Here is a 22047-nt window from a genome sequence, read left to right as displayed (position 1 = left end):
GACCAGGGCGCGCCCGGTCAGCTCTTCGTGCGGAACTTGTGGATCGCGACCGGCGCCATCACGGCCGTGATCGCCACCGACCAGCCGAGCGTCACCCACAGGTCGTGCGCGACCGGCCCGCCCACCATGAGACCGCGCGCGGCGTCCGCCAGCGTCGACAGCGGGTTGTAGTCGGTGAACGCCTGCAGCCAGCCCGGCATCGACGTCGTCGGTGCGAAGATCGACGAGCCGAACTGGAGCGGGAACAGCACCAGGAAGCCCATCGCCTGCACGGACTGCGCGTTCTTCAGGATCACGCCCAGGGTGAGGAACACCCACATGATCGACGAGGCGAACGCCGTGGACAGCGCCACGGTCGCGAGCAGCCCCGGCCAGTTGGTGATCTCGAACCCGACCGCGACGGCGACGATCATCAGCACGGCGGTCGCGAACAGCATCCGCAGCAGCTCCACCGAGATCTTCGCGAACAGCACCGAGCCGCGCCCGATCGGCAGGGACCGGAAACGGTCCATGACACCGGAGTTGAAGTCCTGGCTGAAGCCGGTGCCGACGCCCTGGGACAGCGTCATGCTCATCATCGCGATCATGCCGGGGATCACGTACTGCACATACCGGTCCTGCCCGCCGCCCAGCGCCTGCCCGATCGAGCCGCCGAACACGAACACGAACAGCAGGGTGAAGATGACCGGCATCAGCAGCGCGTCGGCCATCGACTCCGGGTCCTTGCGGATCCACAGCAGGTTGCGGCGGATCAGGGCCCCGGTGTGGCGCAGGTGGCCGCGCAGCGAGATACGGGCGTCCGCCTCGGCGTCGTGGACGGTGACGGCGCTCATACGGCGGCCTCCTGAAGGTCTTCGGCGGGCATGGCGTCCTGCGGGGCACTGGCGCGGTGGCCGGTGAGGGACAGGAACACCTCGTCCAGGCTGGGCAGTTCGGTGGTGATGGAGGAGAGCGTGATCCCGCGCGCGGTGACCGCGCCGACCACGGCCGTCAGCTGCTCGTCGCTGAGGATCGGCACGAGGACGTCACCCCGGTCGGTGTCCACGGTCGTGGTGGCGAGCCCGGTGATCCCCAGCTCGTCCAGCGCGGCGGCCAGCGGCCGCAGCTGCGCCGGATCGGCCGGGCGGACCCGCAGCGCCCGGCCGCCGACCTTCGCCTTCAGCTCCTCGATGGCGCCGCCGGCGATGACCTGGCCGCGGTCGACGACCGTCAGCTCGGAGGCGAGCTGTTCGGCCTCCTCCATGTACTGGGTGGTGAGCAGCACGGTGACCCCGTCACCGACCATGCGCTTCACCTCGTCCCACACCTCGTTGCGGGTGCGCGGGTCGAGCCCGGTGGTCGGCTCGTCCAGGAAGAGCACGGCCGGCCGTCCGATCATGGACGCGGCCAGGTCCAGCCGGCGCCGCATGCCCCCGGAGTACGTCGCCGCGGGCCGCTTGGCCGCCTCGGTCAGCGAGAAGCGCTCCAGCAGCCCGTCGGCCCGGGTGCGGGCGTCCTTGCGGGGCAGGTCGAGCAGCCGCCCGATCATGTACAGGTTCTCCCAGCCGGAGAGCTTCTCGTCCACGGACGCGTACTGGCCCGTGAGCCCGATCACCCGCCGCAGCTGCCGGGGCTGCCGTACGACGTCGTAGCCGGCCACGGTGGCCTGGCCCGTGTCGGGGGCGAGCAGGGTGGACAGGATCCGTACGAGGGTCGTCTTCCCGGCCCCGTTCGGCCCGAGCACCCCCATCACGGTGCCCTCTCGCACATCCAGGTCGACCCCGTCCAGCGCCTTGGTCTCGCCGTAGTGCTTCACCAGCCCCCGCACGGTCACAGCGGCGCCGCTGGTGTTCTTGTCGATTCGCGTCATGCCCCTGACGGTGTCAGCTCCCACCGACAAACCGCCGACAGACCGCCGACAGCCGCCTGCGGGCCGCCGACACCCTTCCACGACCTACGTCACGTCCAGCGGCTCCCACAGGAGTACGGTGCGGTCGTTTCCGCCGGTGGCGATCAGTGTGCGTCCGTCGACGTCCGGGACCGTGCACACCGCGCCGACCCGGGTGTCGCCGTGGCCGCTCAGCGGTTCACCGAGTGGTTCGCGAGTGACCGGGTCCCAGAGCCGGAGCAGCCCGTCCCCGCCGACGGTGACGAGCCGCACGCCGTCGGCGCCCGGCAGGGCACACATGCCGGTCACCCAGCCTCTGTGGGCGCGCAGCGGGTCGCCGACGGGTTCGCAGGTGACAGGGTCCCACAGCCACACGAGGCCGTCATCGCATCCGGTCGCCAGCAGGGTGCGGCCCTCGACGCCGGGCAGGGCGCACAAGGCGTGGACCGGGCTGTGGCCGGGGTCGCTGCCGGGCCGCATGGCCTTGCCGACCTGGCAGCGCCTGTCCGGGTCGTACAGCCGTACGGACGTCTTGCCGGTGATCGCGGCGACGAGGGTGCGGCCCTCGACACCGGGCACCGCGCATATCTCGTCGTAGCCCGTCCCGCCGTCACCGGCGAGCGGTTCACCCAGCGGCTCCCGCGTCTCCGGGTCCCACAGCAGTACCCACCTCCCGGACTCGGACATGGCGAGCAACGGGCGCCCGGCCACGCCCGGCACGACACACATCCTGGACACGCTCCGCCAGTCGACCCCGACCGCGCTCCCGATCTGCTCGCCGGTCACCGGGTCCCAGCGCCGTACGTGATGGTCCTCGTGGGCGCTGACGACGACGGGGCGTCCGTCGGTCCCCGTGATCGCGGATACCGCCAGTGTCCAGTTGTGGCGCGGGAAATCCTCAAGGGGCACGTGATAGGCACGCGGGATGTCGACCCAGGCCTGGACGAGGTCGCCGGTGGCCGGGTCCCACAGCCGGATCGACGCGTCCTGGCCGGCGCTGGCGACCAGGGTCCTGCCCTCGACGTCCGGGACGGGACACAGTGCCCTGACCGGTCCGGTGTGACCTTCCGGTGCGGGGTCGGTCAGATCGTCGTGCGACAGATCCCAAAGCCGTAGCGAAGAGTCCTCGCCGCCTTGCGCGACGCTCGCCAGCTGAACGCCGCCATCGCCCGAGGGCACCGCGCACAGGGACGCCACCTCATCGGTGTGCCCGGTCAGCGCGGGTCCCCACGGCCCTCCCGTCGCGGTGTCCCACAGCCGGATGGTCCCGTCCCGGCTGCCTGCGGCGAGCAAGGAGCGGCCTGCGGGGCCGGGGACCGCGCACAGGGCCCTCACGGAGCCGGTCTGTCCCGTCAGTTCCGGACCGACCCGCTCACCGGTGGCCGGATCCCACAGAGTGATCGGCCCGGCGTAGCCGGCGGCCGCGAGCAGCGTGCGGCCGTGACCGACGGGTACGGCACACAGCGTCGACCAGCCGCCGGTCGCCATCTCGCCGACCGGCCGATCACGGCCTGGCTTCCAGAGTCGCAGGCGTGAGCCGTCGGCGGTCGCCAGTACCGGGCTGCCACCGGGGCCCGGGACCACATATATCTTGACCCACCTGCTGTGCAGGGCCGCGGGCAGCGTGCCGACCTGCTGCCCGGTGTCCGGGTCCCACCACCGCACCGACCCGCTGTGGTTCACGGTCACCAACAGGTCCCGGCCGTCGGTGTCGGGCACGGCGCACACCTGTTCCACGGCAGCGTCGCGGCCGTCCTCCGCCGCGTTGTCGTGGCCGGTCGACAGCACACGGATCGGCTGTCCGGCCAACGGGTCCCAGATCACCACCGACCCGTCCTCACGCCCGGCTGCCAACAGCGTCTGGCCGTCCCCGACGCGCACGGTGCACACGTCGTTGACCCACCGGAAAGGGAGCAACGACGGCACATCCTGATCGCCCTCGGGGCGGTCCTCCCGATCGCCCTGAGGGCCGGACAGGACGGTGAGCAGGTCACCGGAGACCGGGTCCCACAGCATCACGGCCCCGTCGAAGCGGCCGACAGCGAGCAGGGGCGGCCCGCCGCCGACCCGCACGGTGCACACGCCCCGCGGAGCGGAGGTCGTGAGCACCCGGTGCGGGACCCCGGACCACCACGCGGCCCGCAGCCGCCACGGCCAGCTCTGTCCGTCCGCACACGCCTCCGCCAGTTCGCCGCAGCGGTTCTTGCGCGCCTGTACGTGCAGCCACCACAGCCGGCGTTCGGTCGCGGGTTCCTCGCGCCAGTCGTGGAGGGCCAGTTCGTAGGCGCCGAGGGCGCGCCGCCCGGTGGTCGTGGCGAGGTCGGACCGGTGGCGCAGCAGCGACGGGGGATCGACCGCCAGCAGGAACCCGGGCACGACCACCAGTTCGTCGAGCCGGTCGGCCGCGGCCGCGTGCTGCGGCAGCGAGAAGCGCCCGTACTCGCCGAGGTGCGACCAGTCGCCGTCGACCGGCACGAGCCAGTCGGCGAGACGACGGTGTGCCGTCCGCAGCGCCGCACGCAGCGGGCGGCGTACGCCCGCGTCCAGTTGGTCGTCGGGCTCGGTCGCGAAGAGGTCGCGCAGGCTCTGGTGGCGGATGGCGTACCGGCCGTCCTCGCCTCTGAGGAAGGGGCGGAAGACGGTGTCCAGCCACCGGCCCGTGGCCCTGGCGTCGGTGTCCGCCACTTCGGCCAGTACGTCCGGCGCGGCCGGGCCCTGCACGGCGGCGAGCAGGGCGAGCAGCGGCTCTCCGACGCCGTCCCAGTCCGGACCGTCCTGCCAGCGGGCGATCTGTTCCTCGTAGTAGCCGACGAGTCCGTCCGGCAGGCGGCGCACCTCGTGCGGCGAGCGGGTGCCCTGGGCGATCTCGTCGAGCACGTACTGCGCGTAGATCCACACTCCGGCGCAGCGTTCGGCCAGTTCGGCCGCGAACAGGGCCGGGGGAGTGCCCTGCGCGCGGACGGCCTCGTGCAGGGGGGTGCCGGTCTCGCCGGCCCGCAGAGTGAGGTAGGCGAGCAGGTCCCGGCGGTTCTCCGCGCCGTCCACCTGGATCTCCAGCACATCCGTCCGCCCTCTGAGGGCCGACAGGTTGGTGCCGAACCGGCTGGTCGTCAGGATGTGCACACCGCGGGGCAGGTGCTGGGGCCTCGGCAGGCCGAGAGGTACACCGGTGTCGCCGGCGGACGTGGAGGGTTCGGCCTCGTCGAGGCCGTCCACGACGAGGACCAGCGGTGTCGCCGGCGCCTCCTGGTCCCGTCGGGCGGCGGCCGCGTGCAGCACGGTCAGCAGCCAGTCCGGGCGGTCCGCGTTCTCGGGCAGCAGCCCGCCCGGGCGGCACAACCGGTCCTCCAGGCGCCACTGCCGCAGGAGCTGGGCGGCCAGGTTCTTGCGGGCGATCTCGGGGTTGCGGCCGCCGTAGAGCGCGGTGAAGTGCCGTGGCCAGCCCCTGGCCTGCGCGAGGTGCGCGGCCAGGCTCGTCTTGCCGATCCCGGCCTCGGACAGGACGAGCACATAGCCCTTGTCCTGGCGTGCGAGTGCCCTGTCCACCCGCTCGACGAGCCACTCCCGTCCGGTGAAGCGCTCCAGGCCGAGGGAGCCGACGAGCGGCGCCGGGTCGAGGAGCGCGTCCGTGAGCCGTTCGGACGATCCGTACTGGATCGACACCGTCACCGGGGCGTTGATGTCGCGCGCCGTCACCGAACCCGCGCCGGTGGCCGCCGCCGCGTCCGGGGGCAGGCCGCTGACGTGGGTCGACACCGCGGCCTTGATGTCGCGGCCGGCGTGGACCGAGCCGGGTCCGAGCTCGTAGTTCATCGCTCCGGAACCACGCTCATCGCTCCGGATCCGCGGGCGGCGGGGCGAAGTCCACGTGCGTGGAGACTTCGCCCGCGATGTCCCTGCCCGCCTGCACCGCACCCGCCCCTTCGGCAGCCTCGGGGCTGTCCGGCAGTCCGGACGCCCGGGTGGACACCGCGGCCGTGATGTCTCGCCCCGCGTGGACGCCACCAGGGCCGGGGCGCGACGGCTGCTGGCGAAGCGTCAGAAAGGCCGCCAGTCCGGCCGAGAGGGCGACGACGGCTGCGAGAGCGACCCACCAGCCCCAGCCCGCCCCCACCTCGTCGAGCACCACCGAGGTGACCACACCCAGTACCACCGTCGCCGCGGCACCCCCGGCGGCGATGATCCGCCCACTCGCCATCAGACCCCCTCGGTTCCCGGACGCGCCCACGGGGAGGATAGCGATCCGGAGGCGCCGGGGCCTCGTCGACGGACGGCACCGGCTCAGGCGCTAAGGCGGACAGCCCGTCGACGGGGGAAGATCGACGGGCTGTCCGTGGTACCGCTGTGGCTTCCAGTGGACCGAGTGCTCCTAGTGGACCGAGTGCTCCTCCAGCGGGAACGTTCCGCCCACCACGTCCTCCGCGAACGCCTTCACCGCGTTCCCCATGACCTCACGCAGGTTCGCGTACTGCTTCACGAACTTCGGCATCCGCCCGCCGGTCAGGCCGAGCATGTCGGTCCACACCAGCACCTGGGCGTCCGTCTCGGCCCCCGCCCCGATCCCGACGGTCGGGATGTGCAGCACCCGCGTCACCTCGGCCGCCAGCTCCGCCGGAACCAGTTCCAGCACCACGGCGAACGCGCCCGCGTCCTGCACGGCCTTGGCGTCCCGCAGCAACTGCTGGGCCGCCTCCTCGCCCCGGCCCTGCACGCGGTAGCCCATCGCGTTGACGGACTGCGGGGTCAGGCCGATGTGCGCCATGACCGGGATGCCGGACTCGACGAGCAGCCGGATCTGCTCGTGCGACCGCTCGCCCCCCTCCAGCTTCACGGCCTGCACGCCCGCCTCCTTCACCAGCCGGGTCGCCGAGCGCAGCGCCTGCACCGGACCCTCCTGGTAGGAGCCGAAGGGCAGGTCGCCGACGATCAGGGCACGCGAGGTGCCCCGTACGACCGCCGCCGACAGCATGGTCATCTCGTCGAGGGTGACGGGCACGGTCGTCTCGTACCCGAGGTGGCAGTTGCCCGCCGAGTCGCCGACGAGCATGACCGGGATCCCGGCCTCGTCGAAGACGGAGGCGGTCATCGCGTCGTAGGCGGTGAGCATGGGCCACTTCTCGCCGCGCTCCTTGGCGGCGGCGATGTCCCGCACGGTGATGCGGCGGGTGCCCTTGCCTCCGTACAGCGTCTTGCCGCCGTCGGAGGACTTCGTCTGAGCAGTCTGGGCAGCCGGAAGCTGCGTCATGGCACGGCTCCTAACACGTCATCTCGAGGCGCCCTGACGGCGTCCCCGGACCACGTCCATGGTGGCACCTCGTGCCATCCAGGGCTAGGGGAGCCCCTGTGAGTTCCACTCCGGTGGGCTGAAGCACAGTGTGCGTAAGGGCTCGGTAAAGGTATTCCAATACGAGACGGTCTCGTATCGAAACGGCTCTAGGGTCCACGGCATGACTTCTCCTGCCGACCGTGCCGCCCCCACCGGCCCCCGCATACCGGAAGCGGTGCACCGGCGCCGCTGGGCGATCCTCGGCGTGCTGATGCTCAGCCTGCTGATCGTCGTCCTCGACAACTCGATCCTGAACGTCGCCATCAAGACGATCTCCACCCCCGCCCCGACCGGCCTGGGGGCCACGCAGAGCGAGCTGGAGTGGGCGATCAACGCCTACACCCTCGTCTTCGCCGGCCTGCTGTTCAGCGCCGGCCTGCTGGGTGACCGGCTGGGCCGCAAGAAGGTGCTGCTCGGCGGTCTGGCCGTGTTCGGGGCCGGCTCCGCGCTCGCCGCCTTCTCCGGCTCGCCGGGGGAGCTGATCGCCTTCCGCGCCGTGATGGGCCTGGGCGCCGCGTTCGTCATGCCGGCCACGCTCGCCGTCCTCATGAACGTCTTCGAGCGCGAGGAGCAGCCGAAGGCCATCGGCATCTGGGCGGGCGGCGTCGGCCTCGCCATCGCCATCGGCCCGATCACCGGCGGGGTGCTCCTCGACCACTTCTGGTGGGGCTCGGTCTTCCTCATCAACGTGCCGATCGTGCTGCTCGCACTCGCGCTGATGCTGTGGCTGGTGCCCGACTCCCGCGACCCGCACCCCGGCCGCCTCGACCCCGTCGGAGTCGCGCTTTCCGTCGTCGGCCTGGTGCTGCTCGTCTACGGCATCATCAAGGGCGGCCAGCTCGCCGACTTCACCGACGCCACCGTGCTGTCGACGATCGGCGCCGGGCTCGCGGTCCTCGTCGCCTTCGTGGTGTTCGAGAAGCGCAGCGACCACCCGTCCATCGACGTCACGTACTTCAAGAACAAGGTCTTCTCGGCCGCCATCGCCGCCATCGCGCTGGTCTTCTTCGCGCTGATGGGCGTGACCTTCTTCTCGGTCTTCTACACACAGAGCGTGCGCGGCTACTCGCCGCTGCAGACCGGTCTGCTGATGCTGCCGCTGGCCGCCGCCCAGATGATCTTCGCGCCGCGCGCCCGGCTGCTGGTCGACCGCTTCGGCAACAAGGCCACCACGACCGCCGGAATGCTGGTCATCGCCGCGATGCTGGCCGCCTTCGCCACGCTGGACGCCGACACCCCCATCTGGATCCTGGAAGTCATCTTCTTCCTGATGGGCACCGGCATGGCGCACATCATGACGCCGGTCAGCGTCGTCATCATGCAGGCCCTGCCCCGCGAGAAGGCCGGCTCGGCCTCCGCCCTCAGCAACACCTTCCGGCAGGTCGGCGGCGCCCTGGGCATCGCCGTCCTCGGTTCCGTGCTGTCCACGGCCTACCGCACGGGCATCGAGGACGAGCTCGACCGGCTGCCGTCGGCCGCCCGGCACACCGCGGGGGAGTCCATCGAGGCCACCCTCGGCGTCGCCGCGAAGCTGGGCCCGCAGGGCAAGGCCCTGGTCACCCCCGCCTACGACGCGTTCCTGCACGCGATGCACGTCACCGCCCTGTGGGGAGCGGGCGTCGCACTGATCGGCACGGTCGTCGTGGCGCTGTTCCTGCCCGGCAGGCAGCCGGCTCCCCAGGAGGGGGATGAGGAGCGGGCGTTGTCGGACGCGCGGCCGTAGGGCTGCGTGAGAATCATCCTCGACAGCTCAGGAAAGGACGGAGCGACGTGAGCCTCGCCGAACGGCAACCCCGGCACGACGGCCCCGCGAGGGGCCGCCCCAGAAGCGAGGCCGTCGAGCGCGCCATCATCGAGGGCCTGATGAGGCTCCTGGAGGAGGGCGTGTCCCTCGCGGAGCTGTCCATCGAGCGGGTCGCCCGGACCGCCGGCGTCGGCAAGGCCACCATCTACCGCCGCTGGAGCGGCAAGGAGGAACTCTTCGTCGACGTCCTGCGCGCCGTCGAACCCCCCGAACCCCCGCTCCCCGGCACCTCCATGCGCGACGACCTCGTGGCCCTGCTGGAACAGGCGCGGCTGCGCGGCCTGGCCAAGCGCTCCTCGGCGATCCTGACCAATGTGCACGCCCAGATGAAGACCAGCCCCAGGATCTGGGCGGCGTACGAGGCCACCGTCCTCGCACCGCGCCGCCGGCTCGGCCAGGAGATCCTGCGCCGGGGGCAGGAGAACGGCGAACTGCGCACGGACGTCGACCTCGAACTTCTGGGCGACATGTTCATCGCGCCCGTGCTCGTGCGCTCCGTCCTGCGCCCGGACGCCGAACTCCCCGACGACCTCGCCGCCCAGGTCGTCGACACACTCCTCGAAGGCCTACGCCCCGTCAGTTCCGCAGCTCGCACCCCCTAGTGTGCGCGTTTCGTCACAGACGGCGCTTACTGAGGGCCTGGTCGGAACTCGTCGCGCGGGCTCGGACGTCATCGCCCCCGTACGGCCGTCGAAGGACGGCGGGAACGGAACGGATCATCCCCTAGGGTCGTAGACACGGGGGCGATGGTGTGCACGGCAGGCAGTGAGGCGACGGTATGGCGCAGCAGGCGTACATGACGGAGACGGACAACGGCGGCTCGGGGCCCGAGCCCCGGGGAGACCGGCTTCGGCGCCTGTTCGACCGGCTGCTCGGCGGCCGGCTCGGCGACCGGCTCCGCGACCGGCGGATCTGGCGGCGCGGCGTCGTCCTGGCCGCCTGCGCGGTGCTACTGGCCGTGGTCATGATGCTGCACTCGCGCATCCCGAACACGATCGGGAACCTGGGCAGCCTCGTGGAGACGTTCCTGCCCTGGCTCGGTCTCCTCATTCCGGTGCTGCTCCTGCTCGCCGTGGTCCGCAAGTCCGCGACCGCGCTGATCGCGGTGCTGCTGCCGGCGCTGGTCTGGCTGAACCTCTTCGGCGGCCAGGTCAGCGACAAGACCGCCACCGGCGGCGACCTCACCGTGGCCACGCACAACGTCAACGCGGACAACCCCGACCCGGCCGGCACCGCCCGTGACGTGGCCGCCTCCGGCGCGGACGTGGTGGCCCTCGAGGAGCTGACGGCGTCCGCGGTCCCGACGTACGAGAAGACGCTGGACCCGACGTACCCGTACCACTCGGTGCAGGGCACCGTCGGCGTGTGGAGCAAGTACCCGCTGACCGGCGTGCGGGCCGTCGACATCGACCTGGGCTGGACGCGGGCGATGCGCGCCACCGTGACCGCCCCGTCCGGGCAGGTCGCGGTCTACGTCGCCCATCTGCCCTCGGTGCGCGTGAAGATGGAGGCCGGGTTCACGGCCCGGCAGCGCGACCGGAGCGCCGACTTCCTGGGCGAGGCCATCGCCCATGAACCGCTGGAGAACGTCGTCCTGCTCGGCGACCTGAACGGCACCATGAACGACCGCGCGCTCAACGCCGTCACCTCCCAGATGCGCTCCACGCAGGGCGCCGCCGGCAACGGCTTCGGGTTCAGCTGGCCGGCGTCGTTCCCGATGGCGCGCATCGACCAGATCATGGTCAGGGGCCTGAAGCCGGAGAGCTCGTGGACCCTCCCGCAGACGGGCAGCGACCATCTGCCCATCGCGGCCCGTGTGAGTGTCACCACAGGCGGCTGAGGAAAACACCAGCTCAGGGCCTGTTCGGCAGGATCCGGCAACCGCGGATTCACCTCTCGGCGACCTCGCGGAATAGTGGGCCTGCGAGACTTTGTTCCGTACTTGAACATACGAAGTCGCAAGTACGAACCCCCGTAAGTCTCGAAAGGCTCCCTCATGCCCCTGGCCCTGCTCGCCCTCGCCGTGGGCGCCTTCGGCATCGGTACCACCGAGTTCGTGATGATGGGGCTGCTGCCCGACGTCGCGAACGACCTGAACATCTCGATACCCAGCGCCGGCCACCTGGTGTCGGCGTACGCGCTGGGCGTCGTCATCGGCGCCCCGCTGCTGGCCGCCGTCACCGCCCGGATGTCCCGCCGTACGGTCCTGATGGGCCTGATGGGGCTGTTCGTCGCGGGCAACGCGCTGTCGGCCCTCGCTCCCGACAACGGCTGGCTGCTGGCGGCCCGCTTCCTGAGCGGTCTGCCGCACGGCGCCTTCTTCGGCGTGGGCGCCGTCGTCGCGACGAACATGGTCGCGCCCGAACGCAAGGCCCGTTCGGTCTCCCTGATGTTCCTCGGCCTGACGGTCGCGAACGTCGTGGGTGTGCCCGTCGCGACCCTCATGGGCCAGCAGCTCGGCTGGCGGGCGACCTTCCTCGGCGTCAGCGCCATCGGCCTGGCGGCGATCGCCGCGCTCGCGTTCCTGATCCCGCACGACCACGAGCACGCCACCGCCAAGGGCCTGCGCGGCGAACTGGCCGCTCTGCGCTCCGTCCCGGTCTGGCTGTCGCTCGGCACCACGGTCGCGGGCTTCGGCGCCCTCTTCGCGGCCTACAGCTACATCACGCCCATGCTCACGGACGCCGCCGGCTACGCCGGCGCCAGCGTGACCCTGCTGCTGGCCCTGTTCGGTGTCGGCGCGACCGCCGGCAACCTGCTGGGCGGCCGCCTGGCCGACCACTCCCTGCGGGGCACGCTGTTCGGCGGCCTCGGCGCTCTGACGGCGGTGCTGGCACTGTTCCCGCTGCTGATGCGCACGGAGGTCACCGCCGCCGTCGCCGTGATCCTGCTCGGCATGGCGGCCTTCGCCACCGGCTCCCCGCTCCAGCTGATGGTCATGGACAAGGCCGCGTCCGCCCCGTCCTTGGCCTCCTCCGCCAACCAGGCGGCCTTCAACCTGGCCAACGCCGGCGGCGCCTGGATCGGCGGCCTCGCCCTGGCCGCGGGCTTCGGCGTCACCTCCCCGGCCCTCGCCGGCGCTGCCCTGGCCGTGCTCGGCCTCGGCGTGGCGTCGCTGGCGTACGCGGTGGACCGGCGCAGTGCGCCGGCCGGCGGACGCGAGCGGGTCGTGGCGAGCCATGTCCCGCAGGAGGCGGAAGCGGTGCACCACTGACGAAAGGCCGGTGCGCCGGCGCTGTGACTCGGGCGGCAGCTCGCGGGTGTGTTCCGCGGGCTGCCGCTCTGCGTGTACGGGACCGTCGCGCCTGCTTCTTCCTCAGCGACCGCCGCGTACGGCAACCGAGAGGGCGCGGCCGGTCGGTCTCTCACTTCGGCGCACGGGGAACACCCCACCGGTTCCGGGAAGTTCTCCGTGAACCACTCCCGGACATACGGAGGTTGCCAGTGCTGGGTGCGCGCTACCACCGCTACGGCGGTCCAGAGGTCCTCTCCGTCGAGGAGGCCGAGGAACCCCACGCCGGCCCGGGGCAGCTCCGCATCTCGGTGCGTGCCACGGGCGTCACGCCCGCCGACTGGTACCTGCGCTCGGGGATGTTGAAGGAGATGGCCTCCCTGCGGTTCCCCCACATCCCCGGGATGGACGCCGCCGGAGTCGTCGACGAGGTGGGCGAAGGCGTGACCGGCACCGCCGTGGGAGACGCCGTGTTCGGCCTCGTCCCCGTGGCCCGGCTGGGCGGGGCCTGCGCTCAGTACGCGGTGCTGGAGGCATGGGCTCACATGCCCCGGGCCTGGTCCTTCGAGACGGCGGGCGGTGCCGCGGGCAACGTCGAGACGGCCACCCGTGTGCTGGACGCCCTCGGGGCCGTCGGGGGGATGACCCTCCTCATCGAGGGTGCGGCCGGCGGGGTCGGCACGATGACCGCGCAGCTGGCCAGGGCCCGCGGGCTGACCGTGATCGGCACCGCGAGCGAACGCAACCACGACTTCCTCGACGGACTCGGCGTCACCCCGGTCACCTACGGTCCCGGCCTGGCCGGTCGCCTGGCTCCGCTCGCTCCGCAGGGCGTCGACGTGGTGCTGGACGCGGCGGGCAAGGGCTCCCTCCCCGACCTGGTGGCCATCGCCGAAGACCCGCACCGGGTGGTGACGATCGCCGACTTCGACGCCGCCCGCCACGGAGTCCGGCTCTCCCGCTCCGGGGCGGGGGAGCCCGGCTGGTCAGGGCTGCCGTACGCCGCGTCCCTCGCCGAGGAAGGCCGCCTCACCGTGCCGGTGCACAGGGTGTTCCCGCTGAAGGACATCGCCGCGGCGCACGAGGAGAGCGCCACCGGTCACGCGCGCGGCAAGATCGTCGTCACCGTGCCCTGAGGCACAGAACCTCTCGTGGTCAGACGCGACGTGCCGCGACGACCGCCGAACTGGACGGTGTGGTGAGGACTTCGGTGGCGTCCAGGGCCGGGTGGGTGAGGTAGAAGAGGCGGAGCTCGTCCACCTCCCCCTCGAACCGGGGCGGCCAGTCGGCCGAGGGGGTGAAGTCGTCCAGGACGAGGATGCCGCCGGGTGCCAGCAGCTCGACGACCCGTTCGGGGGCGTCCCGCTTGCCGCCGCCGTCGCAGAAGAAGACGTCGAAGGGGGCGTGTTGCTCAAGGAGCCGCCAGTCGCCGGTCAGCACACTGACGCGGTCGTCGTCCGCGAAGACGCCCGCCGCTCGCCGGGCCAGCTCCTCGTCACGCTCGACGGTGACGAGACGCGCCCCGGCCCCCAGGCCACTGTGCAGCCAGGCGGTTCCCACCCCCGAGCCGGTGCCGCTCTCGGCGACGACCCCACCGGGCTTGGCGGCGGCTGCCAGTTTGAGGAGCCTGCCCACTTCGGGGATGCAGCTCTTCTCGAACCCCGCCTCGGCGGCGATCCGTTCGGCGACCACCACGCGGTCCGGCACCCCACGCTCCGCCATCATCAGCCCCCTGTCCGTGTCAGCCGGACGCTACCTGACCCCTGGTCAGCGAGGCCACCAGCTGGCCGAGTTCGTCGAACCGCCAGTCGAAGGCGTCGTCGCTCGCCGGCGGATCTCCGGCCGGCCGCCGGACGTAGGCGGTCCGCATACCGACCGCCTGCGCCCCGCGGAGGTCCCAGGCGTGGGCGGCCACCATCAGTACGCGTTCCGGTGGGCAGCCGGCGGTGTCGAGAGCGAGCCGGTAGACCTCCGGCGCCGGCTTGTACGCCTGGACGGCTTCGGCGGACAGGGCCTGGTGCCAGCGCAGCCCGGCGTGCGCGTTGAGGCGCAGCAGCGCCGTACGGCCGGCGTTGGAGAGCCCGATCAGGGGGAACCGCCGCGCGAGCTGTTCGAGACCGGCGACGGAGTCGGGCCAGGGCGGCAGCCGCCGGCCCGCGGTGGCCAGCCGGGCGATGGCCGCGGGGTCGCAGAGCCCGGCCCGCCCGGCGACGAGCCGCGCGGCCTCCGCGTCGAGGGCCTCGGTGCCGGCGTACGGGCGGAGCCCCTGCCGGATGCGTCGCTGTTCGGCCTCGCCGTGCTGCTGCCACAAGGCGAGCAGGTGGTCGACGGCCGCCGCCTCGTCGGACGCGGGTACGGCTTCGCGTATCGCCGCTCGAAGCCCCCGGGGCTCATCGACGAGTGTGCCGAGGACGTCGAAGACGACGACCTCGATGTCGCGGATCCCGGTCACGTGCCCCGCCTTTCGCGCTGCCGCCGTCACCACCTGAACCGGTGACGATGCTGTCACCGCCTCCGTCACCGGTCAAGGTGGTGACGGAGGTTGTCGTGTGGTGAGCGGCAACGCGGCGCGACGGGCTGTCAGAGCGACTCCCGCCACCCGTTCGTGATCGGCAGGCGGCGGTCCTTCCCGAAGCCCTTCGCCGAGATCTTCGTGCCCGGCGGGTACTGGCGTCGCTTGTACTCCGCCGTGTCGACCATGCGCAGGGTCTTCGTGACCAGCTCCCGGTCGAAACCGGCCGCGACGATCTCGTCGGCGCCCCGGTCCTGGTCGACGTAGAGGTCGAGGATCGCGTCCAGCACCGGGTAGTCGGGGAGCGAGTCCGTGTCGACCTGGCCCGGTCGGAGTTCCGCGCTCGGGGGCTTGGTGATGGAGTTCTCGGGGATCGGCGGGGTCTGGCCGCGTTCGCGGGCGGCCCGGTTGCGCCACTCGGCCAGGCGGAAGATCGACGTCTTGTAGACGTCCTTGATGGGGCCGTAGGCGCCGACCGAGTCGCCGTAGAGCGTGGAGTAGCCGACCGCGAGTTCCGACTTGTTTCCCGGGGCCAGCACGATGTGGCCCTCCTGGTTGGAGATGGCCATGAGCAGCGTGCCGCGCAGGCGCGACTGGAGGTTCTCCTCGGCCAGGCCCGTCAGGCCCAGCGCGCCCATGTACGCGTCGAACATCGGCTCGATGGCGACCGTGCGGTAGTTCAGGCCGGTCCGCCGGGCCATTTCCGCCGCGTCGTCCTTGGAGTGGTCCGAGGAGTACTTCGACGGCATCGACACGCCGTACACGTTCTGCGCGCCCACCGCGTCGCACGCGATCGCCGCGACCAGCGACGAGTCGATGCCGCCCGACAGACCGATCAGGACCGACTTGAAGCCGTTCTTCGCGACGTACGCCCGCAGGCCCACGACCAGCGCCGAGTAGACCTCCTCGTCGTCGTCCAGGCGGTCCGCGTAGCCGCCCGTGAGCTCCGGCTCGTAGCGGGGCAGCGGGTCCTCCGACAGCACGACCCGGTCGATGCGCAGGCCGTCGTCCACCACGCCCGTCGGGGCGTCCGCCGACGCCGCCGGCAGGTCCAGGTCCAGGACCACGCAGCCCTCGGAGAACTGCGGCGCCCGCGCCACGACCTCGCCGTCCTTGTCCACGACGATCGAGTCGCCGTCGAACACCAGCTCGTCCTGGCCGCCGATCATGGCGAGGTAGGCCGTCGTGCAGCCGGCCTCCTGGGCCCGCTTGCGGACCAGCTCCAGGCGCGTGTCGTCCTTGTTGCGCTCGTAGGGCGAGGCGTTGATCGAGACCAGCAGGCCGGCCCGCGCCGAGCGCGCCGCCGGGACCCGGCCGCCGTCCTGCCAGAGGTCCTCGCAGATGGCCAGGGCGACATCCACGCCGTGGACCCGCAGGACCGGCATGCTGTCGCCGGGCACGAAGTAGCGGAACTCGTCGAAGACGCCGTAGTTCGGCAGGTGGTGCTTGGCGAAGTTCAAGACCACCTCGCCGCCGTACAGCACCGCTCCCGCGTTCTGCGGCGCGCCGGCGGGCTGGCCGTACTTCGGCTGGGCGGTCGGGCAGCGGTCGAGGTAGCCGACGATCACCGGCAGTTCGCCGAAGCCCTCGTCGGCCAGGCGGGCGGCCAGGCTGCGCAAGGCCGCCCGGGAGGCCTCCACGAAGGACGACCTGAGGGCCAGGTCCTCGACGGGATACCCGGTCAGCGCCATCTCGGGGAACGCCACGAGATGCGCTCCCTGCTCGGCGGAGTGCCGGGTCCAGCGGACGATCGACTCGGCGTTCTGGGCGAGGTCGCCGACGCTCGAGTCGATCTGGTTCAGGGCGAGACGTAGTTGAGGCACGGGCCCAGTGTAATCGTCAGAGCGACGCAATGGGGTGGTGTGGGTCACCCCACACCACCCCTGTCCCCTTGCGGAGGTCGGCCGACGGATGTCAGCGGCGCCGGTACGACTCCACGTAACCGCTCGCGGGCGTGCCCACGCCGGTGACGTCGTCGTAGCCCTTCACGGCGGACAGCGAGCTGTCCTTGCCCAGGCTGCGCACGGACGTGGCCAGGCCGCCCGTGGCGTCGTAGCCGTTCACGAAGTCGACGCGGGCCACGGCCAGGCCGGAGCCCGTCGGGTTGTCGGTGACGTCGTGGTAGGCCTTCGAACCGGCCTTCGCGTAGATCGCCGGGTTGGCGAAGCCGATCGCCTTGCCGCCGCGGGCCTCCTGGGCCAGCGCCTGGATGGCCGCGATGGTCGGCGCGGCGAGCGAGGTGCCGCCGATGCGGTACTCGCTGTACGCCTGCGTCTTCCCGTCGGGCATCGTCTGGGTCTGGCCGACCAGGAAGCCGGTGTTCGGGTCGGCGATCGCCGCGATGTCCGGGACGACGCGGTTGCCGCCCGCGCTGTTGGCCTTCGCCAGCGCGTCCGGTACGACGCCCTTCTGGTACGAGGGCTCGGCGACCGTCCTGCTGGTGCCGCCGCCCGCGCCGGAGGTGAAGGCGCCGGGGAAGTCCGTCCAGCTCTTGCGGTCGGCCGACAGGCTCGCCTTGTCGGTGCCCCAGCCGGTCTCCCAGAGGTACGTGTCGTTCTTGCCGACGGCCAGCGAGGTGCCGCCGACGGCGGTGACCCACGCCGAGTTGGCCGGGGAGTCGACCTGCTTCGTCCCGGAGCTCGCGACCTCGTCGCCGTCGTCCCCGGAGGAGAAGTAGAAGCCGATGCCCTCGACCGCGCCCAGCTGGAAGACCTGGTCGTAGGCGGCCGCGAGGTCGGGCGTCTGCGCGGCCTCGACCTCGCCCCAGGAGTTGGAGACGATGTCGGCCAGGTGGTGGTCGACGACCTTGCCGAGCGCGTCGAGCAGGTCGGCGTCGGTGCAGGACGCGGCGCCCACGTAGGTGACGTCCGCGGCCGGCGCGACCGCGTGCACGGCCTCGACGTCCAGGGTCTCCTCGCCGTACCAGCCGGAGGCCGAGCAGTCCTTGGTGTTCGTGTACTTCTTCGGCAGCACCTGGTGCAGCTGGCCGGTCTTCCAGGCCGCGTCGCCGTGCTTGCCGGCGTAGGTGGCCGCGTCGTAGGCGATCGTCGGCGAGGCGTACGCGTCCGTGATGGCCACCCGGACGCCCTTGCCGGTGCGCGTGCCCGCGCCGTAGGCGGCCCGCAGCTGCTTGCCCGTGTAGCCCTTGACCGCGTACGGGATCTTCGTGCCGTACGCGTCCGGCAGCGTGCTCGCGGTGTTCGAGCCGTAGTACGAGGAGAACGGCCCGGCGTTGCGGAAGACGGTGTCCGGCGGCGGCAGTGTGTCGTCGTGCGTGACCATGTGCGGGGCGTTGTCCAGGCCGGTGACGGTCAGCACGGCGCCGGCCAGGCTCGCGGGCACGGAGGCGGTGCTCGCCGGGGCGCGGTAGGTCCTGGAGCCCTTGGCGAAGTTGTGCAGCTGGGCGCCGAACGCCTTCTCCGCGGCGGCCACGTCACCGGTGACGGAGACGTAGTGCGCCGTGACGCCCGTGACCTTCAGCCCGGCCGCCGTCAGCCAGGCCTTCACGGCCGCCACCTGGGCCTTGGTCGCACCGAAGCGGGCCCGCGCCTGCTGGGCGGTCAGGTACTTGCCGTACGAGGCCGACGTCGGGTCGGAGACGGCCTTGGCGTACGCCGCGAGGCCGGCCGCGTCGCGCCCCCGGAGATAGACCCGGGCCGACACCCCGGCGCCGTCGGAGACGGCACCCTTGTCGGCCTTGGGTGTGGCCCACGCGGGCTTGGTCCCGGCGAGCAGGTCGCGGAGCGGGTGGTCGGCGGCGTGCGCCGCGGGTATGCCGAGCGCCAGCGCACCGGCGAGCATCGGCAGTGTCGCCGCCATGCTCAGCCCAGCGCGCACCTTGGCGCGGTTGGATCTCATGGAACCCCCTGTGCGGTTCGTCGCGAGTGGATCACTCGACGGTCGCCACTCTCGCGACGAACCCTTCATGCCAGGGGAATGCGCACCCCAAGAAGCGCCCTACGGAGGCCAAGAAGAGCCCAAGAAGCAGCAACGGAGGGCGATTTGAGGCTTACGCCCTACGAGCGCGGTGCGGCGCCCCGCTCCTTCAGCAGGTCCGCCATCAGGCCGATCTCCGACTGCTGCGCGTCCACCATGCCCTGCGCGAGCCGCTTCTCCACGCCCACCGTGCACTTCTCGACACAGCCCTCGGCCATGTGGATGCCGCCCTTGTGATGGTCCGTCATCAGCTGGAGGTAGAAGATCTCCGCCTGCTTCCCGCTGAGCCGGCCGAGCTTCTTCAGCTCGGTGTTGGTCGCCATGCCCGGCATCAGCGCGCCGTCCTTGCCGGAGGCCATGCCGCCCATGTCCATCCAGGTCATCGGCGGCTCGGAGGACACCTTGGGCAGGCCCCACAGGTCGAGCCAGCCGAGCATCATGCCGCGCTGGTTGGCCTGCGTCTGCGCGATGTCGTACGCGAGGCGCCGCACCTCCTCGTCCTTCGTGCGGTCGCGCACGATGTACGACATCTCCACGGCCTGCTGGTGGTGCACCGCCATGTCCCGCGCGAACCCGGCGTCCGCGGACTCGGCGGACGGGGTCCGGCCGCTGCCGTCGTCCCCGGCGACGGCGTAGGTGATCGCGCCGGCCGCGACGAGCGCCGTCGCCGCGGCCCCCGCGATCAGACCGACCTGCCTCACTGCGACAGCCCGTTCGTGCAGGCGGCACCCGGCTCGGGGGTCTGCCGGCCCTGGACGAACTTCTCGAAGAACTTGTCGACGTTCGGGTCGCTCGCGCCCGTCACCGTGCGCTGGTGCCCCCACGCCGAGAGCATGATCGGGTCCTTCTGCTCGTCCAGCGGGCTCATCAGCGTGTACGGCGTCTTCTTCACCTTCGCCGCGAGCGCGTCGACGTCGGCCTTCTTCGCGTCGGCGTTGTACGTCACCCACACCGCGCCGTGCTCCAGCGAGTGCACGGCGTTGGTGTTCTTGATCTCCTTGGTGTAGACGTCGCCGTTGCAGTTCATCCAGACCTGGTTGTGGTCGCCGCCGACCGGCGGCACGGAGGCGTACTTCACCGCCTTGCTGACGTGGTTGCGGGCCAGCTCGCCTTCCCAGGTCTTCACGCCGTCCTTGCCCGTGACGAACTTGCCCTTGGCCGAGGAGTCGCTCGCGGCGGTGTCGCTGCCGCCGTCGGACTGGGACCGCACGAGCACGACACCGCCGGCGACGAGACCGCAGACGATCACGACGCTGGCCCCGATGGTGAGGATCCGGTTGCGGCGCTCACGGGCCTGCTCGGCGCGCCGCATCTCCTCTATCCGCGCCTTGCGGTCCGTGTTGCTCTTCTTGGCGGAGCCCATGGGGTGTCCTTCGTGGGGAAAGTGGGACGGTCGGGTGAGCTGATCGTAATGGGGGAGACCGGGCCTCTCGTAGGGCGGCCGCGGGAATGGGCTGAATCGATACAGCACCGACAGGTGTCCGACAGCTTCTCAGGATTATTTGAACCTCAGATACCGATTACCTACGCTGCGGGTATGCGGCTGCTGCGTTCCACCGACCTCGCCCTGCGGGTCCTGATGCGGCTCGCCGTCGCCGGCGAGTCGACTCCGACGACCCGGGATGTCGCCGCCGGCATGGACGTGCCGTACACCCACCTGGCGAAGGTCGTCGCCGAGCTCCAGCACATGGGCCTGCTGGCCGCCCGGCGCGGCCGCGGCGGCGGCCTCACACTCACCGAGCGGGGCCGCACGGCGTCGGTGGGCGCCGTGGTGCGCGCCTTCGAGGGCGACGGCGACGTCGTCGACTGCGAGGGCCCCACCCCCTGCCCCCTGAACTCCGCCTGCCGTCTGCGCGGCGCCCTGCGCCGGGCCCAGGAGGCGTTCTTCGCCTCCCTGGACCCGATCACGGTGGCGGACATCGTGGCGGAACCGACCGGGGCCCTGCTGCTGGAGATCTCGCGGGGCGCCGACCCCCGTGACGTCTAGGAGGTCTGCCCCGCCAGCCACAGGTCCGGCCCGAACACCTCGTAGTGGATGTCGGCCGGCGCCACGCCCTTGCCGATCAGCTGGGCCCGTACCGCCCGCATGAAGGGCAGCGGTCCGCACAGGTACGCGCGCGTGCCCGGCTCGACCGGGACGCCGGCGAGGTCGACCAGGCCGGAGCGGGCGCCCGCCGGGGCATGCTGCTCGTACCAGAAGTGCACGGCCGTCTCGGGCAGCTTGGCGGCGTAGGCCTCGTGGTCGGCGCGCAGGGCGTGGGTGGCGGGTGAGCGGTCGCCGTGCACGACGGTGACCGGGGCGCGGTGTCCCGAGCCGGCGAGGTGCGCCAGCATCGCGGTCATGGGGGTCACGCCGATGCCCGCCGAGGCCAGCAGCAGCGGTGTGTCGGGGCCGGCGTCCAGGACGAGGTCGCCGCAGGGCTCGGACAGCTCCAGGACGTCACCCACCTCCACGCGCGCGTGGAGGTGGTTCGAGACCTCGCCGTCGGGGGAGCCCTCGCCGCGCACGCGCTTCACGCTGATCTGCCTCAGGTCGGGGGCGGGCGCCCCGGAGAGGCTGTACTGCCGTATCTGCCGGGCGCCGTCGGAGAGGGCGACCCGGACGGAGACGTACTGGCCAGCGAGGAAGTCCCGCACCGGACCGCCGTCGGCGGGCCGCAGCCGGAACGTGACGACGTCGTCGGTCTCGGCGACACGCTCGACGACCTCCCAGGCCCGCCAGACGTGCCCGCCCCGCTCCTGACGGAGCCGCTTCTCGACGGCGATGAGGGCGTTCGCCATCAGCCAGTAGACCTCGTCCCAGGCGGCGGCGACCTCGGGCGTGACGGCGTCACCGAGCACCTCGGCGATGGCGGCGAACAGGTGCTCGTGGACGACGTCGTACTGCTCGGGCGTGACGCCGAGGGAGGCGTGCTTGTGGGCGATGCGATGCAGCATCGCGTCCGGCCGCTGCTCCGGGTGGTCGAGCAGGTGCGTCGCGAAGGCGGCGATGGATCCGGCGAGCGCCTGGCGCTGGGTGCCGGCGGCCTGGTTGCCCCGGTTGAACAGGTCGTTCAGCAGCTCGGGGTGGGCCGCGAACAGCCCGGCGTAGAAGCGCTCGGTGATCGTGCCGAGGGCCGCGCCGACGGCGGGGAGGGTGGCGCGGACGGTGGCGGCGGACTGCTCGGACAGCATCGGGACTCCTCAGGACTCGACTGCCGAGCACGCTATTTAAAGTTGTATCTGAAATGCAAATTAAGTGGGTGGGGTTGCGGGACGGACCGGCCGTTACGGATGCCGGTGCGAGCAGGCACTATGGGCGGAAGAGCAGTTCACCCGCCGTACGGGAGGCGTTCGGTCCCGGGCCGGCCGGGCGATCATGGTGCGCAAC

The 22047-nt window shown here is 71.8% G+C and carries 18 protein-coding genes; 6 read left to right on the top strand and 12 right to left on the bottom strand.

Annotated features, from left to right (window positions below; all coding sequences use genetic code 11):
* Positions 1 to 17 precede the first annotated feature (17 nt).
* From ACH4G3_RS28540 to panB, 5 genes are all read right to left on the bottom strand, one after another.
* A complete protein-coding gene (locus ACH4G3_RS28540; RefSeq protein WP_397627188.1) occupies positions 18 to 833 on the bottom strand; it encodes an ABC transporter permease in 816 nt (271 codons plus the stop codon).
* Positions 830 to 1849 carry an ATP-binding cassette domain-containing protein gene (locus ACH4G3_RS28535; RefSeq protein WP_397627187.1) on the bottom strand — a complete coding sequence of 340 codons (1020 nt, stop codon included), beginning with the start codon at positions 1847 to 1849 and terminating at the stop codon, positions 830 to 832. The genes ACH4G3_RS28540 and ACH4G3_RS28535 overlap by 4 nt, the downstream gene beginning before the upstream one ends.
* 84 nt (positions 1850 to 1933) lie before the next feature.
* Entirely contained in the window at positions 1934 to 5680 is a 3747-nt protein-coding gene (locus ACH4G3_RS28530; RefSeq protein WP_397627186.1) for an AAA family ATPase, read from the bottom strand.
* A 16-nt stretch (positions 5681 to 5696) separates the two neighbouring features.
* On the bottom strand, positions 5697 to 6065 hold the full coding sequence (locus tag ACH4G3_RS28525) for a hypothetical protein (protein WP_397627185.1): 369 nt from the start codon (positions 6063 to 6065) through the stop codon (positions 5697 to 5699).
* A gap of 171 nt (positions 6066 to 6236) precedes the next feature.
* Positions 6237 to 7112, bottom strand: coding sequence for a 3-methyl-2-oxobutanoate hydroxymethyltransferase (gene panB / locus ACH4G3_RS28520; RefSeq protein WP_354745895.1), 876 nt, complete (start codon positions 7110 to 7112; stop codon positions 6237 to 6239).
* A gap of 202 nt (positions 7113 to 7314) precedes the next feature.
* On the opposite strand from panB, the gene ACH4G3_RS28515 reads away from it, so the two are divergent.
* From ACH4G3_RS28515 to ACH4G3_RS28495, 5 genes are all read left to right on the top strand, one after another.
* Positions 7315 to 8916, top strand: coding sequence for an MFS transporter (locus ACH4G3_RS28515; protein ID WP_397627184.1), 1602 nt, complete (start codon positions 7315 to 7317; stop codon positions 8914 to 8916).
* 47 nt (positions 8917 to 8963) lie between these two features.
* On the top strand, positions 8964 to 9599 hold the full coding sequence (locus ACH4G3_RS28510) for a TetR/AcrR family transcriptional regulator (protein WP_397627183.1): 636 nt from the start codon (positions 8964 to 8966) through the stop codon (positions 9597 to 9599).
* A gap of 176 nt (positions 9600 to 9775) precedes the next feature.
* Positions 9776 to 10837 carry an endonuclease/exonuclease/phosphatase family protein gene (locus ACH4G3_RS28505; protein WP_397627182.1) on the top strand — a complete coding sequence of 354 codons (1062 nt, stop codon included), beginning with the start codon at positions 9776 to 9778 and terminating at the stop codon, positions 10835 to 10837.
* Between the two features lie 156 nt (positions 10838 to 10993).
* On the top strand, positions 10994 to 12211 hold the full coding sequence (locus tag ACH4G3_RS28500; protein WP_397627181.1) for an MFS transporter: 1218 nt from the start codon (positions 10994 to 10996) through the stop codon (positions 12209 to 12211).
* Positions 12212 to 12441: 230 nt separating this feature from the next.
* A complete protein-coding gene (locus ACH4G3_RS28495) occupies positions 12442 to 13365 on the top strand; it encodes an NADP-dependent oxidoreductase (protein WP_397627180.1) in 924 nt (307 codons plus the stop codon).
* A gap of 19 nt (positions 13366 to 13384) precedes the next feature.
* Here ACH4G3_RS28495 and ACH4G3_RS28490 read toward each other — a convergent pair whose 3' ends face one another.
* From ACH4G3_RS28490 to ACH4G3_RS28465, 6 genes are all read right to left on the bottom strand, one after another.
* On the bottom strand, positions 13385 to 13951 hold the full coding sequence (locus tag ACH4G3_RS28490; protein WP_397627179.1) for an O-methyltransferase: 567 nt from the start codon (positions 13949 to 13951) through the stop codon (positions 13385 to 13387).
* 19 nt (positions 13952 to 13970) lie between these two features.
* Positions 13971 to 14681, bottom strand: a complete 711-nt coding sequence (locus ACH4G3_RS28485; protein ID WP_397627178.1) for a haloacid dehalogenase type II — start codon at positions 14679 to 14681, stop codon at positions 13971 to 13973.
* A 128-nt stretch (positions 14682 to 14809) separates the two neighbouring features.
* Positions 14810 to 16564, bottom strand: a complete 1755-nt coding sequence (locus ACH4G3_RS28480; RefSeq protein WP_397627177.1) for an NAD+ synthase — start codon at positions 16562 to 16564, stop codon at positions 14810 to 14812.
* A gap of 91 nt (positions 16565 to 16655) precedes the next feature.
* Positions 16656 to 18599, bottom strand: coding sequence for a S53 family peptidase (locus tag ACH4G3_RS28475; protein WP_397627176.1), 1944 nt, complete (start codon positions 18597 to 18599; stop codon positions 16656 to 16658).
* A gap of 158 nt (positions 18600 to 18757) precedes the next feature.
* Positions 18758 to 19378, bottom strand: coding sequence for a DUF305 domain-containing protein (locus ACH4G3_RS28470; RefSeq protein ID WP_397627175.1), 621 nt, complete (start codon positions 19376 to 19378; stop codon positions 18758 to 18760).
* Positions 19375 to 20040 carry a DUF3105 domain-containing protein gene (locus tag ACH4G3_RS28465; protein WP_397627174.1) on the bottom strand — a complete coding sequence of 222 codons (666 nt, stop codon included), beginning with the start codon at positions 20038 to 20040 and terminating at the stop codon, positions 19375 to 19377. The genes ACH4G3_RS28470 and ACH4G3_RS28465 overlap by 4 nt, the downstream gene beginning before the upstream one ends.
* 174 nt (positions 20041 to 20214) lie before the next feature.
* Here ACH4G3_RS28465 and ACH4G3_RS28460 point away from each other — a divergent pair, with 174 nt between their 5' ends.
* A complete protein-coding gene (locus ACH4G3_RS28460; protein WP_397627173.1) occupies positions 20215 to 20664 on the top strand; it encodes an RrF2 family transcriptional regulator in 450 nt (149 codons plus the stop codon).
* Here ACH4G3_RS28460 and ACH4G3_RS28455 read toward each other — a convergent pair.
* Complete coding sequence (locus tag ACH4G3_RS28455) at positions 20661 to 21851, bottom strand: globin domain-containing protein (protein ID WP_397627172.1); 1191 nt, start codon at positions 21849 to 21851, stop codon at positions 20661 to 20663. The two genes, ACH4G3_RS28460 and ACH4G3_RS28455, sit on opposite strands and share 4 nt — an antisense overlap.
* Between the last annotated feature and the right edge of the window lie 196 nt (positions 21852 to 22047).

The sequence above is a fragment of the Streptomyces afghaniensis genome, assembly GCF_044327915.1.
Taxonomy (GTDB): Bacteria; Actinomycetota; Actinomycetes; order Streptomycetales; family Streptomycetaceae; genus Streptomyces; species Streptomyces afghaniensis.
This window is presented reverse-complemented; position numbering and strand designations above follow the sequence as displayed.

Bases quoted from the DNA above. Each gene is read 5' to 3' on its own strand.
- ACH4G3_RS28540 (WP_397627188.1), bottom strand. From the start codon at position 833: ATGAGCGCCGTCACCGTCCACGACGCCGAGGCGGACGCCCGTATCTCG.
- ACH4G3_RS28535 (WP_397627187.1), bottom strand. From the start codon at position 1,849: ATGACGCGAATCGACAAGAACACCAGCGGCGCCGCTGTGACCGTGCGG.
- ACH4G3_RS28530 (WP_397627186.1), bottom strand. From the start codon at position 5,680: ATGAACTACGAGCTCGGACCCGGCTCGGTCCACGCCGGCCGCGACATC.
- ACH4G3_RS28525 (WP_397627185.1), bottom strand. From the start codon at position 6,065: ATGGCGAGTGGGCGGATCATCGCCGCCGGGGGTGCCGCGGCGACGGTG.
- panB (WP_354745895.1), bottom strand. From the start codon at position 7,112: ATGACGCAGCTTCCGGCTGCCCAGACTGCTCAGACGAAGTCCTCCGAC.
- ACH4G3_RS28515 (WP_397627184.1), top strand. From the start codon at position 7,315: ATGACTTCTCCTGCCGACCGTGCCGCCCCCACCGGCCCCCGCATACCG.
- ACH4G3_RS28505 (WP_397627182.1), top strand. From the start codon at position 9,776: ATGGCGCAGCAGGCGTACATGACGGAGACGGACAACGGCGGCTCGGGG.
- ACH4G3_RS28500 (WP_397627181.1), top strand. From the start codon at position 10,994: ATGCCCCTGGCCCTGCTCGCCCTCGCCGTGGGCGCCTTCGGCATCGGT.
- ACH4G3_RS28490 (WP_397627179.1), bottom strand. From the start codon at position 13,951: ATGGCGGAGCGTGGGGTGCCGGACCGCGTGGTGGTCGCCGAACGGATC.
- ACH4G3_RS28475 (WP_397627176.1), bottom strand. From the start codon at position 18,599: ATGAGATCCAACCGCGCCAAGGTGCGCGCTGGGCTGAGCATGGCGGCG.
- ACH4G3_RS28465 (WP_397627174.1), bottom strand. From the start codon at position 20,040: ATGGGCTCCGCCAAGAAGAGCAACACGGACCGCAAGGCGCGGATAGAG.
- ACH4G3_RS28460 (WP_397627173.1), top strand. From the start codon at position 20,215: ATGCGGCTGCTGCGTTCCACCGACCTCGCCCTGCGGGTCCTGATGCGG.
- ACH4G3_RS28455 (WP_397627172.1), bottom strand. From the start codon at position 21,851: ATGCTGTCCGAGCAGTCCGCCGCCACCGTCCGCGCCACCCTCCCCGCC.